This is a genomic window from Fictibacillus phosphorivorans (assembly GCF_001629705.1).
Taxonomy (GTDB): Bacteria; Bacillota; Bacilli; order Bacillales; family Fictibacillaceae; genus Fictibacillus; species Fictibacillus phosphorivorans_A.
Map to the genome: position 1 here is coordinate 177,097 of NZ_CP015378.1, position 15,529 is coordinate 192,625.

Annotated in this window: 16 protein-coding genes; 13 read left to right on the forward strand and 3 right to left on the reverse strand. The window is 37.0% G+C overall.

Going from position 1 to position 15,529, the window contains the following annotated elements; all coding sequences use genetic code 11:
- Nucleotides 1-31 precede the first annotated feature (31 nt).
- A complete protein-coding gene (locus tag ABE65_RS00950) occupies nucleotides 32-355 on the reverse strand; it encodes a hypothetical protein (RefSeq protein ID WP_082861223.1) in 324 nt (107 codons plus the stop codon).
- A gap of 205 nt (nucleotides 356-560) precedes the next feature.
- Between ABE65_RS00950 and ABE65_RS00955 the strand changes: the two genes are divergently transcribed.
- From ABE65_RS00955 to ABE65_RS00995, 8 genes are all read left to right on the forward strand, one after another.
- Nucleotides 561-1,349, forward strand: a complete 789-nt coding sequence (locus ABE65_RS00955; RefSeq protein WP_066390734.1) for an SMODS domain-containing nucleotidyltransferase — start codon at nucleotides 561-563, stop codon at nucleotides 1,347-1,349.
- Nucleotides 1,350-1,361: 12 nt separating this feature from the next.
- Nucleotides 1,362-2,123 (forward strand): hypothetical protein, encoded by a 762-nt coding sequence (locus tag ABE65_RS00960; RefSeq protein WP_066390735.1) that lies wholly within the window; start codon nucleotides 1,362-1,364, stop codon nucleotides 2,121-2,123.
- A 30-nt stretch (nucleotides 2,124-2,153) separates the two neighbouring features.
- Nucleotides 2,154-2,600: a hypothetical protein gene (locus ABE65_RS00965; RefSeq protein ID WP_066390738.1), complete on the forward strand. Its 447-nt coding sequence runs from the start codon at nucleotides 2,154-2,156 to the stop codon at nucleotides 2,598-2,600.
- A 1,305-nt stretch (nucleotides 2,601-3,905) separates the two neighbouring features.
- Entirely contained in the window at nucleotides 3,906-5,615 is a 1,710-nt protein-coding gene (locus ABE65_RS00975) for an ABC transporter ATP-binding protein (RefSeq protein WP_066390741.1), read from the forward strand.
- Nucleotides 5,616-5,759: 144 nt separating this feature from the next.
- Nucleotides 5,760-6,182 carry a pyridoxamine 5'-phosphate oxidase family protein gene (locus ABE65_RS00980; RefSeq protein ID WP_066390742.1) on the forward strand — a complete coding sequence of 141 codons (423 nt, stop codon included), beginning with the start codon at nucleotides 5,760-5,762 and terminating at the stop codon, nucleotides 6,180-6,182.
- 146 nt (nucleotides 6,183-6,328) lie between these two features.
- On the forward strand, nucleotides 6,329-6,835 hold the full coding sequence (locus ABE65_RS00985; RefSeq protein ID WP_066390743.1) for a hypothetical protein: 507 nt from the start codon (nucleotides 6,329-6,331) through the stop codon (nucleotides 6,833-6,835).
- Between the two features lie 9 nt (nucleotides 6,836-6,844).
- Nucleotides 6,845-7,699, forward strand: coding sequence for an ABC transporter permease subunit (locus ABE65_RS00990; RefSeq protein WP_066390744.1), 855 nt, complete (start codon nucleotides 6,845-6,847; stop codon nucleotides 7,697-7,699).
- Nucleotides 7,696-8,694, forward strand: coding sequence for an ABC transporter permease (locus ABE65_RS00995; RefSeq protein WP_066390746.1), 999 nt, complete (start codon nucleotides 7,696-7,698; stop codon nucleotides 8,692-8,694). Before ABE65_RS00990 ends, ABE65_RS00995 begins: the two co-directional genes overlap by 4 nt.
- 42 nt (nucleotides 8,695-8,736) lie before the next feature.
- Here ABE65_RS00995 and ABE65_RS01000 read toward each other — a convergent pair whose 3' ends face one another.
- Nucleotides 8,737-8,910: a YjcZ family sporulation protein gene (locus ABE65_RS01000; protein WP_066390747.1), complete on the reverse strand. Its 174-nt coding sequence runs from the start codon at nucleotides 8,908-8,910 to the stop codon at nucleotides 8,737-8,739.
- Nucleotides 8,911-9,038: 128 nt separating this feature from the next.
- Here ABE65_RS01000 and ABE65_RS01005 point away from each other — a divergent pair, with 128 nt between their 5' ends.
- Nucleotides 9,039-9,527, forward strand: a complete 489-nt coding sequence (locus tag ABE65_RS01005) for a DinB family protein (protein WP_066390750.1) — start codon at nucleotides 9,039-9,041, stop codon at nucleotides 9,525-9,527.
- A gap of 132 nt (nucleotides 9,528-9,659) precedes the next feature.
- Nucleotides 9,660-10,529: a metal-dependent hydrolase gene (locus ABE65_RS01010; RefSeq protein ID WP_066390751.1), complete on the forward strand. Its 870-nt coding sequence runs from the start codon at nucleotides 9,660-9,662 to the stop codon at nucleotides 10,527-10,529.
- 30 nt (nucleotides 10,530-10,559) lie between these two features.
- Here ABE65_RS01010 and ABE65_RS01015 read toward each other — a convergent pair whose 3' ends face one another.
- Nucleotides 10,560-12,953 carry a transglycosylase domain-containing protein gene (locus ABE65_RS01015; protein ID WP_156499093.1) on the reverse strand — a complete coding sequence of 798 codons (2,394 nt, stop codon included), beginning with the start codon at nucleotides 12,951-12,953 and terminating at the stop codon, nucleotides 10,560-10,562.
- 111 nt (nucleotides 12,954-13,064) lie between these two features.
- Between ABE65_RS01015 and ABE65_RS01020 the strand changes: the two genes are divergently transcribed.
- The 3 genes from ABE65_RS01020 (at nucleotide 13,065) to ABE65_RS01030 (ending at nucleotide 15,115) form a co-directional block, all read left to right on the forward strand.
- Nucleotides 13,065-13,364 carry a hypothetical protein gene (locus ABE65_RS01020; protein ID WP_066390756.1) on the forward strand — a complete coding sequence of 100 codons (300 nt, stop codon included), beginning with the start codon at nucleotides 13,065-13,067 and terminating at the stop codon, nucleotides 13,362-13,364.
- 173 nt (nucleotides 13,365-13,537) lie between these two features.
- Nucleotides 13,538-14,455 (forward strand): GNAT family N-acetyltransferase, encoded by a 918-nt coding sequence (locus ABE65_RS01025; RefSeq protein ID WP_066390757.1) that lies wholly within the window; start codon nucleotides 13,538-13,540, stop codon nucleotides 14,453-14,455.
- A gap of 48 nt (nucleotides 14,456-14,503) precedes the next feature.
- Nucleotides 14,504-15,115, forward strand: a complete 612-nt coding sequence (locus ABE65_RS01030; protein ID WP_082861226.1) for a TetR/AcrR family transcriptional regulator — start codon at nucleotides 14,504-14,506, stop codon at nucleotides 15,113-15,115.
- Nucleotides 15,116-15,529: the final 414 nt, after the last annotated feature.

The window sequence follows — 15,529 nt, forward strand, 5'->3', positions numbered from 1 at the left end:
CGGTTTTGTATTTATAGTTTTTGCACTTGTCTTAAAAACCTAATTTTCTAACTGCATAATCAGTACCAGCTTTATCAAGCATTTCTTGCCAGGATGTGAAGCTTGTGTGAGATCTAACATAAACATCCCATTCATCATCAGGGATTGCAGCAAAGTCCTTACTTGAATTCACAGTATAAGGAGATTTCTCTATCATTTCTTCCATTGAAGAGAAAGAAGTAAATTGGTGCATAAATGAATTCGTAAATAATTCTTCAAATGAAATAGATTTCGTTTTTTCTAGTTCTTCGGCGTTATTTTCTAGCTCTTTTAAACGGTTTTGTAATTGTTTCATACCTGTCATTTTGAATTTCATTTTTATCACCTCCTATAAAATGGTAGTACAAAAGTGAAGATTATGGAAGGGTTATTTGTCGACAAATGTGTTTTTATTGGGTAAATACGCTTAGGTATTAATACTTTTAAAAACGTTGTCTAATTTTGGTTAAAATATACGTTTTTGTTATTATTTCTTTGATATAATTAAAATTGGATAAATAAGGATTAAAAGGGGTTATAAGATGACTGTACAATCTCACCTAGATGGTTTAGCTTCAAAACTTAATTTGAAGCAAGAGGAAAAGGATAAGGTTAACAAGTCAATCGATACATTAAGCACTCGATTGAAAGCATATTTTGATGATGAGCTAAATGGTCATTTTAAATTTGGCTCTTACACAAGAGGAACCATCTTGCCAAGGAAAGCTGACATATACTCCGATGTGGATTATATGGTCATCTTTAAAAATCCTAACAACTATAAGCCCCAGACACTTTTAAATTATTTAAAGGATTTTGTAAATCATTACTATAAAAGCTCAGAAATTTACCAGTCTCACCCTACCATTGTGCTAGAGTTAAATCACATTAAGTTCGAATTGGTACCTGCAAAAAAAGACACATGGGGGGATTTATATATCCCATCGAAGTCTTCCCCATTCGAAGAATGGATGAAAACAGATCCAAACGCATTTAATAAAAAGTTAAGTGATAAAAACGGAAGTCATAACTATGAAATTAAACCACTGGTACGGTTGATGAAGTATTGGAATCGATTGAATGGAAGTTATCGGTCTTCATATCTTTTAGAGAATTCGATCGTAGAAAACTTTTATTGGAACTGCTCAAATATCAAAGAGTATGTATATAGTACGATTGAAAAAATGGACTATTCCTATTTTGATCCACAAGGTTACAAAGACAAAGTAGATAGAGCTAAAAAAATTGTCGCAAATACAAGGGAATATGAATCGGAAAATATGCCTTATTCGGCAGAAACGGAAATCAAAAAGTTATTTCCTGATTTTTAGAGGAGAGTAATTATGGATCGCATTGATACAGTTGATGAATATTTCCAACTAGTAACAAAGGTTAATAAATGGAGTGCCTATTTGTTCTGGTTCTCCGTTTTATGTTCATGTTTGTCCTTTTTTACTGACAAAAGTCCTCTTTTAAATACAGGAATCAATATTATATTTATCATTGTTACGGTTGCTTATTTTATCTTAAGCAACTGGATGAGTCTATCGTTACTTCGAGAAGCTCAAGGTAAAAGGAGAATACATTTATTGTCTAATGCACTTGGAGTGAAACTAGATGACGAACATACGCAGCTATTTTATAACAACTCTCAAAAAGAATCGCTTGTTCGGTTAGGTGTCAATGTTTTTGAAAATACATTGTTTACATGGAAAGTAACAGCTGAAATGGCGAAGACGGAAAGAGTAAAATTGGCCTCTTATATTTTGTTTTTCATTCTATTGACTTTAATTAATGGTATAAATATAAATTTTATTTCAATAATCGCTCAAACGGTATTCACAACAGGGTTAATTGTTAACGGAATAAGATTAGAAATTTTACGTTCCTCCTGTAAACAACTGTTTAACGAATTTAGACAAGTATTTCTTACCAACGGAACGAATTCTAACAAAAAAGTTTCAGCCACACTTTTAAACCTTGTCTTTAAGTACGAGACTACCGTTGCTAGTATGGGAGTCCATACTTCAAGCAAAGTATTTAACAGGATAAATTCTAAAATATCAGCAGAATGGGAAAAGATTAAATTAAACCTTAATTTATAAAATTGAACATTTGAGAGAAGGTAACAGTCAATGGTATCATTGTATATAATTTTATATGTAATACTAGCCCTTATATGTGGGTATTGTATTTATCAAATATCTCAACAAATGATTAAAAATCAATTTAGTTTACTTTTTTCAACTAGTGTCGTTCTGGTTATCTTATCAACGATTGCTTCTTTTGTAGGATGGGAGTTCCCTAAAGCTTTTACGAACGGAATTACCATTTTTTCTACAATTATAGCAATTAGTGAACTGGCATTGTACACTGATATGTCATTAGATAAAAGAATAAAGTTAAGCAATCGTATCCGTTATTTCGGTTTAGTATTATTTTTCGCAGGCTTGTTATTTTTTGATCAGATTAGAAATAGCTTATCAAAAAATGATTTTAGTCCTCTAGAAGTGCTAGGTTTTGCACTGTTTTTATTAATTACAACAAAAATAGAAAAAGAGGACAATGCAATTGTGAGTTAAAGACATTTATAGGGTGAAAAATTTGATTAAACTTTTTTATTGCTTTAGAAATGTCAGAGAAAAATATCTTATTTGTAACGTTTTTGGTAATTGTTAGTCTTATATCGTTATTTTACAAATAGTTTCAAAGTGAAACAGTGTTCTTGGCGGTATTATGTATTTCTTAATTTATTATAATGCTGCACCTTTTTCACATAAAAGGTTATAAAAAAGTCTATTTTTTTAAATCCAATTAATATTTCTAAAAAATTATTGATAATTATAAATAAAAATGGAGTGCCGAATTGTAAACGGTACTCCATAATTTTTTTATTTCATACTTATAAGATTCACCCATTCTATAAGAGCGTCTTTTGAACAACCCACTTTTCTAAGTATTCGTCCTTCAGTAAGCCGTCTTGAGCTAAATCATAAAATCTTTCAGATTTAGAAACGTATGGTTTTAACGAACCCTTATATATCAGTCCAATCTTCTCCATAATCTTCCACGAACCAGGATTATCCGTAAAAGGCTTGAACATCATTTCCCGACTTTTTTGTCACGTTAAAAAAATGGCGGTTCCCGACTTTGTTTTTTGTGATATATTTCACAAAACTTAAGAATGCGGGTTTAAAGACTTCTGAGTTCCCCACTTTTTTGTAATTTAACACTCCTGTAGCGATACGGGAGGTTTTTTCATGCTAAAAAAGTCTTTTTAAAAGTCTGTTTTCGTAAACTTTGTTGTTTTTGGGAGTGTTGATTTCCGTTCCAGGCTGCTCGCTTTCCACGGGGCAGGCGGTGAGCCACATTCGTAAGTTTCACGTATAAGTGTCTCACCTGCCCGCCTGTCCCGTAGGAGTCTCGCACCTTCCACTCCAATCAATTGTCAAAGGTGGCAAGGAGTTCAAAGCAACAATCTTTTAGAAAAGAGCATTTAAAAAAAATGATTACTTTAGGATTTCTTTTCCTTCTAATGCAAGTTTATTGTAGCGTAAGGTTTCCGACTCCTATGGGACGAGCGGTTAGTCCAAAATGTGGGAGTGACTCGTTCAGCCCCGACAAACAAAAGGTAAATTGGCGAGGACGGCGCACTTTGCCTTCTTGACCGTTTAACTTTTGACCTCGAGGGACTAGTCACTGCAACTAGGCAGGAGGCTCACCGTGCGCCCCGTGGAAAGCAAGCAACTTGGAGCGTAAAGCAACCACTTTCAAAGAACATACAACGATTAAGTCATTTTAAATTGTAAGAAAATCCTTTATTCTGTATAATTGAGAATGGATTTCAATTAGTTGCATTTCAATTATACAGAAAAGGAGGTCTATATGTGTTAGCTCGCTTTTTTGCTTATTATAGACCCTATAAGTGGTTGTTCATACTTGATTTTTCATGTGCCATTCTTGTTGGAATTTTGGAATTGGCCTTTCCGTTAGCTGTAAACCAAGTGATCGATAAACTTCTTCCTGATGGAAACTGGGAAGTTATCTCTTTAGCTTGTCTAGGTTTGTTGCTTGTTTACCTTTTAAATACGTTTCTTCATTTTGTTGTCACATACTGGGGACACAAGCTTGGAATCAATATTGAAACAGATATGCGGCAGCAGCTGTTTACTCATATGCAGAAACTCTCATTTGGTTATTATGATAACAATAAGACAGGTCACAGTATTTCTCGACTTACGAAAGACCTGGAAGAGATCGGGGAAGTTGCTCATCACGGGCCAGAAGATGTGTTTGTGGCGGTTATGACCTTGATTGGTTCGTTCGGCCTCATGTTAACGATCAATTGGAAGCTCGCTGTTTTGTCTTTTATCGTTATCCCTTTATTAATTATTCTAGCGATCTACTTTAATAAAAAAATGACGATTACGTTTAGAAAGATGTTTCAAGATGTAGCAGAGATCAATGCAAGAGTAGAAGACAGCATAGGTGGAATACGTGTTGTTCAGGCTTTTGCGAACGAAAAACATGAACAGGAAAAGTTTAAAGAAAACAATAGAAATTATCGTCTAACAAAGCTTCAATCCTACAAGATCATGGCACAAAACGTTATGTCCAACTATGTATTGATGAGGTTAGTTACGCTTTTCACCTTATTGTTTGGGACGTACTTTGTTATTTCAGGTGAGCTAACGTATGGGCAGTTTGTTGCCTTTATTCTTTTATCAAACATTTTGATCGGACCCATTCAAAAAATAAACGCTGTGATTGAAAGCTATCCGAAAGGAATCGCTGGTTTTAAACGGTTTGTTGAAATCATGGACACTGAACCAGATATAGCGGATTCAGAAGATGCTATTGAAGTCGATTTAAAAGGAGGGATTCGTTATGAGGGTGTCACGTTTGGTTATGAAGGTCACAGATCAGTTCTAAATGACATCGATCTATCCATTCGCTCTGGTGAGACTGTCGCATTTGTCGGTCCATCTGGAGCGGGCAAGACAACGCTTTGCAGTCTGTTACCCCGTTTTTATGATATTCAAAGTGGATCCATTACAATAGACGGTATCGACATTCAAGAGATGAAGCTTGAATCATTACGAAAACAAATCGGTATCGTGCAGCAAGATGTTTTTCTCTTTTCAGGTACGATCAAAGAAAATATTGCATACGGTAACTTAGATGCGTCAGATGATGAGATTATGGAAGCGGCTAAGAGGGCTCGACTGGATGATTTCATTCAGGATCAACCGGAAGGACTAGAGGCTGTGATCGGTGAAAGAGGAGTCAAGCTTTCAGGAGGTCAGAAACAGAGATTAGCCATTGCTCGAATGTTCCTGAAAAACCCGCCGATCTTAATCTTGGACGAAGCTACATCTGCTTTAGATACGGAAACAGAAGTGGCGATTCAAAAAGCATTAGAAGAATTAACAGAAGGAAGAACAACGCTCGTTATTGCCCATCGACTTGCAACAATAAAAAATGCGGATCGCATAATGGTAGTGACGAATGAAGGAATTGCAGAACAAGGCAATCATCACGATCTGTTAGCTTCAAAAGGAATCTATAGCCGTTTGCATGCAGCGCAGTTTGGATGAGATTTTTTAAAACCACAGGGATATCTAACATAATAACACAGTGAAATAGTAAACACTTTGTCTCATTCCATGTATAACATGATGTTTTATTTTCCATCCTAAAAGGTAGATATAATAGAGCCAAACTTTTAAGGAGTGGATGACATGGATAAAGAGCAGATGAAAAATAAAGTATTTGAAGTAGTAGACAAAAAACAGACAGGCGTGCTGGCAACGGTTAAGAAGAATAAACCACATTCTCGCTACATGACCTTCTTCCACGATGAGTTAACCTTTTATACACCAACAAGTATAGAGACTCATAAAGCCGACGAAATTCAAGATAACCCGAATGTTCACGTACTAGTCGGCTATGACGGTGAAGGCTACAACGATCCTTACCTTGAGATCGAGGGAACAGCTACCATTCGAGATGATCAAGGGTTAAAAGAAAAGTTTTGGAACGACCACATGAAACACTATTTTGAAGGTCCGAATGATCCTAACTATATTTTACTCGAGATCAAGCCAAGCTTGATCCGACTTATGAATGACGGCGAACACGAGCCACAAACATTAGAATTATAAAAATAAAGGCCTCTCTTTTGAATAAAAGAGGGGCCTTTGTACGTCTATATTCTATATAGTAATTAAATTGTAATAATTGTAATATTAAGGAAAATATTATATCTTAAAAAGATAGAATATTGAATAAATAAAAAGGGGGATTAAGCTTGAAAAAAAGGGGTGCTTTATTTATTGCAGTGATTCTACTCACGGCCTGCTCTGAAAAAGAATCTGAAAAAGAATCTGAAAAGGAATCGCCGTTCACGATTAAAGATGCGATAAAAAAAGATCATGTGGTCATACAGAACTTATCTGATAAAGAACTTGAAATCATGACTGGTGCGACGAAAACAGAATATTTAGTTCCTATGTTTGCTTTTTTGGACGATGTAAAAGCCAATAAAGAAAGTAAGCTGCAGATCACTGTTTTTCCGAAAAGCGGAAAGCCGACAACAAGCGAGCTGCACTTTATAAATAAAGATAAAACAGTCTTTAAGAATAATAACAAAACATTTGCTATGCCAACAGGTAACATTGAATGTGTAAGTATTCTAGATTCAAACAGAAATCTAGCATTAGATGGTTGCAAAGGAGATTTAAATAACGTTTTCGTCATTCCATTTGGATCAAGAGATTATAATCTTGCAAAAGCAGAATATAAAAGCAATAAATAGGGGGATTTTATGCCGTTCATATTAAGAGACAGTGCGCTTTCTTTAGTTCTATCTGTAATAGGGATCATTCTACTGGGTTCCATTCCTTTCATGTTTACGAACATGTCCTTCGATACAAATGGTTATTTGGACGGAATTGGTGCATTGTTTCAGGCATTGATGCATCCAGAAGAGATCATGTACTATACGGAGAGTGGCAAATATCCACTTTTTCCAAGCATATGGAATATTTATGGTTATTCATTAACCTTATTGTTTTCTGCGTTTTTTATTGCGCTTATCGTAGCGATTGTTTTGGCTATCGCCATCTTTATGCTGCCATCCCGCTTAAAAGATAGGATACGTGTGTTTTCATTTGTATTTGAATCTATACCCGATGTATTGATTGCAATTGCCATACAGTTTTTCATCGTATGGTTTTTTAAAAAGACAAATATTCTCCTATTTCAGATCGTGTCACTGTATGATCAGAAAACATATGCTGTTCCTATTTTTTGTTTAACCATCGTTCCCTTGTTTATGATCTTACGCATATTGCTTCTTAACATGGAAGATGAATTTCAAAAGGATTATATTGATACGGCGAAAAGTAAAGGCATAGGAGAATTCCGCATTCTTTGGCGGCATGTTCTTCCCAACACGCTACTCAGTGTTTTTCATCAATCACGTAATATTCTTTGGTTTATGCTATCTAATCTATTGATGGTTGAATTTTTGTTTAACGTATACGGAATTACAACTCTAGTCAGACAGATGGGAAGTCCTGAAATTTTCACGATCTCCATGTTGTTATTGTTTATACCTATGTTTCTGTTTTTTACAGGCCTTAGAATCCTGACGTATAAGTGGGTGGGCGAAAAATGATAAAGGCGATTTGGAAGCAACCATTCTTTTTAATTGGTTTTTTGTTTGTCTTTTCATTGCTCACTTTTAGCTTGTACCACTACTATGTAATGGATAACGAAATCTATGAAAATCAAATCGTCTATGAAGGAATCACACCGGTAGATAAAGCGCCGTTCGCTCCATCCAGTGAATATTGGTTTGGCAGTGACAGAATGGGAGCAGATGTATTCTATCAGATCGTATCAGGTGCTAAATATACACTAGGAATTGCCTTTATTGCGAGTTTCCTTCGGATTATTCTCTCTTATTTCGGAGGCATTTTGTTGATGAGTGCAGGCAGATTACTCCCAGTCATTAAAGGCTTAGGACAATCCTTTTATTATATACCTTCAGCATTGCTTATTGTTCTCATCATCTGGCCGGTCACTATGTCTGATCAGTTTACATTTTGGGACAAAGTGTATTTTGAACTACTTCTAATAGTACTGATTGCTGTTCCAAACACAGCGATCTTAATGAAAGAAGAGATAAATCTCATTCAGCGGGAAGAGTTCATTACGAGTGCAAAACTGATGGGGGGAAGTAGATTACGTATTCTATTTAAGCATGTAATGCCACATTTATGGCCAAAGCTTCTGCTTATGTATGTTCAGCAGGTCATTGCAGTGTTACTTTTGCTAGCTCATCTTGGCATTTTGGGACTATTCTTTGGAGGTACGACTTTCCGGGAATATGGATTGGAGTTTGAAATTCCTGTCTCAGATTCTAATGAATGGTCTGGACTATTAGGAGGCTACTATTATCAACTAAGACTTGCACCATGGCTGGTGTTTTTCCCAGTTCTTAGTTTTGCGACCGTAATCATGGCGTTTAACTTCATGGCTGAAGGTATTAAGCGTGCAAGCGGTCAACCAATTATGAAGAGAAGAGTAAAAAAGAAGGATAAGAGTAAAGATCAACTTGCAGCAAAGAATGCTTCGTTTACCTTTATACATGAGAAAAAAATTAGTTAAATAAAAAAGCAAGAGCACAGACTCTTGCTTCTTAATAGATTACTATCTCCACGACGCACCGATGATGATGAGAAGGATAAATAGCACGACAATTAAAGCGAAAACGCCGCCTCCGCCGCCGTAACCGCCATATCCGTAGCCGCATGGGGTGTAGCAACCATAACCGTAACCTGGATAACCCCAGTTACGTTCTTGTTTCTGTCTTTTTCCAAACATGCTGTAAGTCCTCCTTCTTTCTTGTGCCTTATGCTTTCACCTTAGTGTATGTCCCAGAAGAAGGAGTGACATGGACAAAATCCTAATGAAATTGAAAAAGTTTTATGGAAAATTAGGAGGACATGCTAATGAGTGAAGTGATCATGCAGTATTGCAGTTTAGTAAATTGGCTTCAGGAACTAAAAGGAATGCCGGAGGAACACTGGCTAGAGCCTATTCAAGAAGATAAGTGGTCTACAGGTGAAATCATTGCTCATATTAAGGCATGGGATATATTTGTTTGGGATGAAAGGTTTTCGTATTTTATAAAGAGATCTAACATAACACCTAAAAAAGGGGATGTAGAAGAAATAAATAGAAATGCCGCTCAAGAAGCAAAATGTGGGATTTCCAAGAATGCTTTAATTGATAAAGTGATTGAGTGTAGACGTGTCTTATCTAGAAAGCTTCAAGAGCTGCCAATTGCTATTTGGGAAGAGAAAATACAAATAGGAGATTCCTGGATTACATTATGTGAATATATCAAGGGTATGGTTGAACACGATAATCATCATAGACAGCAAATTGAAAAATACCTTTTGAACAAAGGGATTGAACTCTTCAAACAAGAAGTATAACCGTGTAGGAAATAAAGTCGAATTTCCCCGGAAATTATCTTAGGAAATAATGGAAACCTTTAAAAGAGCTTCTATCAAGACAGAAGTTCTTTTTTTCGTTAACATAAAAGAAAAACGAATTAAAGAGGACTTATGGATACAGTAACTCACACATTGTTTGGTCTAACGTTGTATGGCGCTGCAAATAAAATGAATATGGACAAGTCACATAAGAGAGCATTGTTGTTTACGACAGTGGTCGGCAGTCAGATTCCTGATATTGATGTGGTCGTAAACCTTACAGAAACGGGTCGCATCATGCAGCAGATGTGGCATAGAGGATTAACCCATTCGTTTTTCCTTGTTCCTGTTTGGGGAATCATCATCTATCTTCTTAGTAGGATTTTATTTAAGGTGAAAGATCGAAGGCTGTTCTACTGGGCGCTCTTAGCTGTATTTATTCATAACACGAGTGATCTCTTTAACACATGGGGAACAGGGTACTTAGAGCCCTTTACGAGCTATCGAGTCACATTTGGAACGATTTCAATCGTGGATTTTGTATTTTGGTTCTTGATGCTCGCGGGTTATATCGTTTCAAGAAAAAAAGAACCATCCAATCGTTTTAAAGTTTTCCGCGTGGTATGGATCTTAATGGTTGTCCATGTTGCAGTTCAATCGTTACAAGGTTATGTGATCTATAGTGAAGCAAAAGAAAAGTATGACGAGGTTGCATTAGCGGCTGGATTTGTTCCTACCCAATTTCAAGTAATCGGAAAAAAAGATAGCAAAGTAGAGATTGTAAAAGATAGTATATTTATTAAACCAGAAGTAGAGCATGTGTTGGTTTCTAGCGATGAAGCTGATTTAGAGCCGCTTTTTGCAGAGAACCCACGCGCAAAAACCCTTTACGACTGGTCTCCATTCGTGGTTGTGGTTGAAGAAGAAGAGAAGCTAGGGATCTATGATCCTCGGTTTTATCGTAATGGAGAATCCTTTTTGTATGAGTTCATAGAAAAGTAACCCGCTAATTTTAGCGGGTTACTTTTTTGATTATGGTGTAGTCGTTGTTCCAGATGTTCCAGCGCCTGGTCCTGTTCCCGTTCCTTCACCACCGTCCGCTGGTGGTGGTTCAGTCGGAGGAGGATCTGTTGTCGGAGGAGGTTCTGTTGGAGGTGGATCTGGTACTGTCGGTGGATCTTCAGGTTCTGGTGTTGTACCAGGATCATCAGGGTTGTCATCTTGTGGTGGTGGAGGATCAGCCTCATCCTCCGGCTTTGTTGTAGGCGGCTCTGTTTGTTTTTCATCTTCTTTCTTTTTCTCTTCTTCTTTAGCCTTATCGGAATCTTTCTTCTTGTCATCCTTGTTCTTCTCTTTGTTGTTCTTGTTGCTTTTCGTTCGTTCTTTCTTATCTGCTTTTTTTGCTTTAACAGGTGCCGTCATTTCTTTTAATGATGTCCCTTTTACAATGAGTTCTTTTGTTACATTAGAACCATTTTCGTCTTTCGTTACATAGCCAGTGTCTTTATTGATGTATACTTCTTCAACTGATTTTGGCTTAGAAAACCCGGCTGTCTTTTTATCCTTTGAAACTTCAGAGACGATAGACTTGAAAATGTATTTAGCAATTTTTTGATCTTCAGGCGTCAGATAACTCTCTGCCGTTGTTTTGTCATAGCCTGTCCATACTGCGGCTGTATAGTTTGTTGTATAGCCTGCAAACCAGGAGTCACTTGAGCCCTTCTTTATTTGATCAAGCCCGTCTGGCATATTTGTCGTACCCGTTTTGCCTGCAACTTCTAATCCAGGGATAGCGGCTAGCGTTCCTGTCCCACTTTTAACTACATCTTTAAGCATATCTGTAATCATATAAGCGGTGTAATCATGCATGGCTGCAACAGGTTTGGATTCGTACTTCGTTTCATAGCCATCGGGATATTTCACACTACGAAGAGTAGTTGGTTTATGGTAGACACCTTGGTTTCCGAATGCTGTGTATGCACCTGCTAGTTCTAATGGTGATGGCCCTTTACCAAATCCACCGATGGCATAGGCAGGATGAGCGGTCTTAATAGGAATACCTAGCTGTTTAGCGAAACTTACAGCATCTTCAGAGCCAACTTCCATAAAGGTTTTAATGGCAGGAATATTATAAGAATGGACGAGTGCTTCCCGCATAGAAACATCTCCATGAAAATCATCGTCCCAGTTTCCGGCTTCCCAACCGTCAATCTCTAACTCTTCATCTTTAATCTGTTTATACGTAGACCATTTAAACTTTTCTATAGCTGGTCCATAATCTAAGATGGGTTTGATGGTGGAACCAGGTTGGCGAGTAATATCAGTCGCATAGTTGAAACCTTTCTCGATGTTCTGATCACCACTTGTTCGGTTACCGCCTAACGCGCGAATAACACCAGTCTTGGTATCGAGCAACGCGACACCCGCTTTAAATTTGTCGTTTGGATAGTTGACGTACTCTTCAGTGGATAGCACTTTTTCCGTATGAGCTTGAGCTTTAGGATCAAGTGTTGTATAGATCTTTAATCCACCCTCATAAATCGCCCTCTCAGATACTCCTTTTTCTTTTAATTCTTTAATCACTTGCTGAATAAAAGCATCGTATTTTAATCGCTTTGTTTTTTCTTTTGATAGAGATTCCGTTACAGCTGTTTTCATGGCTTCTTCTTTTTGCTGTTTTGTAATGGCACCATTCTTGTACATGAGATGCAGTACGGTATTACGCCTTTCCTCTGCTACTTTAGGGTGGAGGAAAGGGTCATAACTGCTCGGTCTTTGAGGCAGACCAGCTAAAAGAGCAGCTTCTGCTGGAGTTAGCTCTTTTAATGGTTTATTAAAATATGTTTTCGAAGCCGTTGCTACTCCGTATGCACCGCTGCCAAAGTATATTTTGTTCAGGTACATCTCTAAGATCTGATCTTTTGAATACTTTTGCTCTAATTGAATAGCCAGGTAGGCTTCTTGCACTTTTCGTTCAAGTGTTTTGTCTGACGATAGAACTGAGTTTTTAACCACTTGCTGAGTAATCGTGCTTGCACCTTCAGCGCCGAATCCGTCTTGTACATTCGCAACGGCTGCCCCAACAATTCGTTTCATGTCAATTCCCATATGTTCTCTGAACCTAACGTCTTCAGTAGAAATAAATGCTTGTTGGACGAGTTCTGGTATATCATCAATCTTGACATATTCTCGTCGTTCAGAGCTTGTTACATACGTGATGAACTCATCGTTCATATCATAGATCATTGAGGATTGAGGATCTTTCAAGTCGTCAGCTGTAAGCTTTGGAGTACCGTTTACATATGCATAGATCATTGCTCCTCCAAATGTCACGCTGGATAAGAAAAGAATCAAAGTTATAATTGCTGTCCGCCGAATCCAAAGTGATCGTTTTCTCTTCTGACGAAGTACAGACCTTTTCGCCACAGCACTCTTCCTTTCTCTAAGTTACTACTCCTGATTTACCCAATACTTGTAAATATAAAACAGTTTATTAAGAGACTGGATGGGGGAAGGTTAAACTAGAGGAGTGATTCAATGAAAACACAGACGAAAGAAAGAGCGCGGATCATTTACTCCATGTTGGAAGATATTCATCAAAACAAAACCGTAAGTGAAGAACAGCTCAATAAATTAACGGAAGTCGCTCAACTATTAAAAGAAGATGTAGAAATCGGAGAGAAAACTTCTGGTGTTTTAGATGATATGAGTGAATTCGGAGAGAAGGCGCTTCAATTATCATCAGAACAACAAATTAACGATTTTTTAAAGCAAGAAGATCGAAAAGTAGAAGAGTATTATGATCACTTTAAGATGTTGTTTGATGATAAGAGATAATAAATTTATGAAGCTGATATTAAAGAGGACCTGCCCTCTTAATATCAGTTTTTTTGATGCTTAAATCATGGGGCTGATATTTGTCGAACGAATGTAATGGTCATACGATTCATTATTTAATAAAATTTAATAAAACGACCAGTCGTTTTAAAATATAATGAGGAGTGATTGTGGTGTTAGTCATTAAACGATTTAGTGAGTTAACTTTTAATGAAGCGATATTGTTATGGAATGAATCGTGGAAGCATTATTTCTCTGATATGACCATGGACCTTAATCGATTCATACAAAAGATTGCTGGTGAAGGAATCTCACTAGAGAAATCGGTCGTAGCTGTTTACGATGGCAAATTAGCAGGGTTTGTGTTTAACAGTTTTCGAACGATTAACAGTAAGCGATACGTATGGAACGGAGGAACCGCGATCGCTCCAGATTATAGGGGAATGGGTGTTGGTAAGAAGCTCATATCCGCCTGCTTAAACATATATGCAGAAGAGAAAGTTGAAATTGCAAGACTAGAAGCGGTAAAAGAAAATGAAGCTGCTATCAACCTCTATAAAAGCATGGGTTATGAGACGTTTGAAGAACTGACATATCTTCAACATGAAGGAATCATAACTACTTGGGAAAGAGCAAGCTCTGAGATACAGATCAAAGAAGTATCTTCATTTGATATACAACGATTGTCCTTTTTTAAACCTAGTACCGCATGGCAGACTCAATTTCAGAGTTTAAGAGATTATATTTGTGTGGTAGGAATGAAAGACGAAACCCCACTCGGATATGCTGTGTATAAAAAAGTCTATAATGAAACAGGGAAGCTATCCACAATTCTACTCTATCAATGTGTAACCGACGAAAAGAAGAAATTGCAAGAAGAGACGGTGAGAGAATTAGTAAAAAACGCATTCGCGCCAGCCGAGGAATCCGTAAAAAGGATAACGATCAACATACCTAAAAAAGAGGATTATCTAAACCAACTGTTGCGTGAAACTGGATTTACGACGTATGTTGAACAAGTACATATGGAACGGCTAATCGAACAGACTAACGAGTCACGATCTGTAAAAACTTTTTCCGAAATAGACTGAAAACTCTGTTATACTTGTAGAAGACGTGTCATAAATGGAGGAAGCATCATGCCTAAAGTTTCAGCTGAATATAAAGAAGAGAAACGCAACCACATTCTTGAGAGCGCCTTAAAATGCTTTAGTGAAAAGGGATACCAAGCTACGATTATAGACGACATCGTTAAAGATTCGAACATTAGTAAAGGTGCCATCTATAACTATTTTGCTAGTAAGGAAGAAATCTATCTTCAGCTTCTTAAGAAGCGAACAGATGAATTCTTCGAGGATATGGAACAAGAGAACGCTTCTCTTACAAGTGCTAGTAAAAAGCTTGAGAATCTATTCAAACGTTGGAAAAAACAAGAGTTAAAAGAAGATGATCAGCAGACGATGCGTGTATATATTGAATTCTGGCTCTATGGATCAAGACAAGATGATCTACGAACGATTCTTGCAGCGCGATATAACCGATTCATAGATTATATTGTGAAGATCATTAAAGAAGGTCAGGAATCCGGGGAAATTAAGAAAGAGTTAGATCCGCAAAACATTTCACGAATCTTTTGGGCACTTCGTGATGGTAACGTGCTTCATTATTCTTTTCTAGGAGAAGAAGAGCAGTATCGAATTGCTTGGGATACCATTGAAGAAATGTTTTTAACCTATGTAACAACGAAATAAAGAAGAGGCACCAAGCTGTTTTGGTGTCTTTTTTATTTGTGGTTTACTCTAATAGTAAGGGTATTGGAATATCTGTACATGTCGAAATAAGTCGACTCGCGGATATATAAGCAAAACTCGCGGATATACATTAGAATCTTAAGAGATTACCATAAAAATCTCTTATATTATCTATCGAAACGCACTATGAGGAATGCCTTTTCGCTTGCTATCTTTAGTCAAAACAGCCCTTGTCCTGCCCGAGGCATATTTACTGACTAGTTTTGTCTAAGAAGTTCCACTTTTGTTGGGAATTATCGACCAAATGGTCCTATCGAGATGATATAAAAAAGAGTAGACTTAGAAGTAACATGTTTGTAATGTAACTTTTTATAAGTAAATTCGACTACATAAATACATAGAGATAGGGGGCCA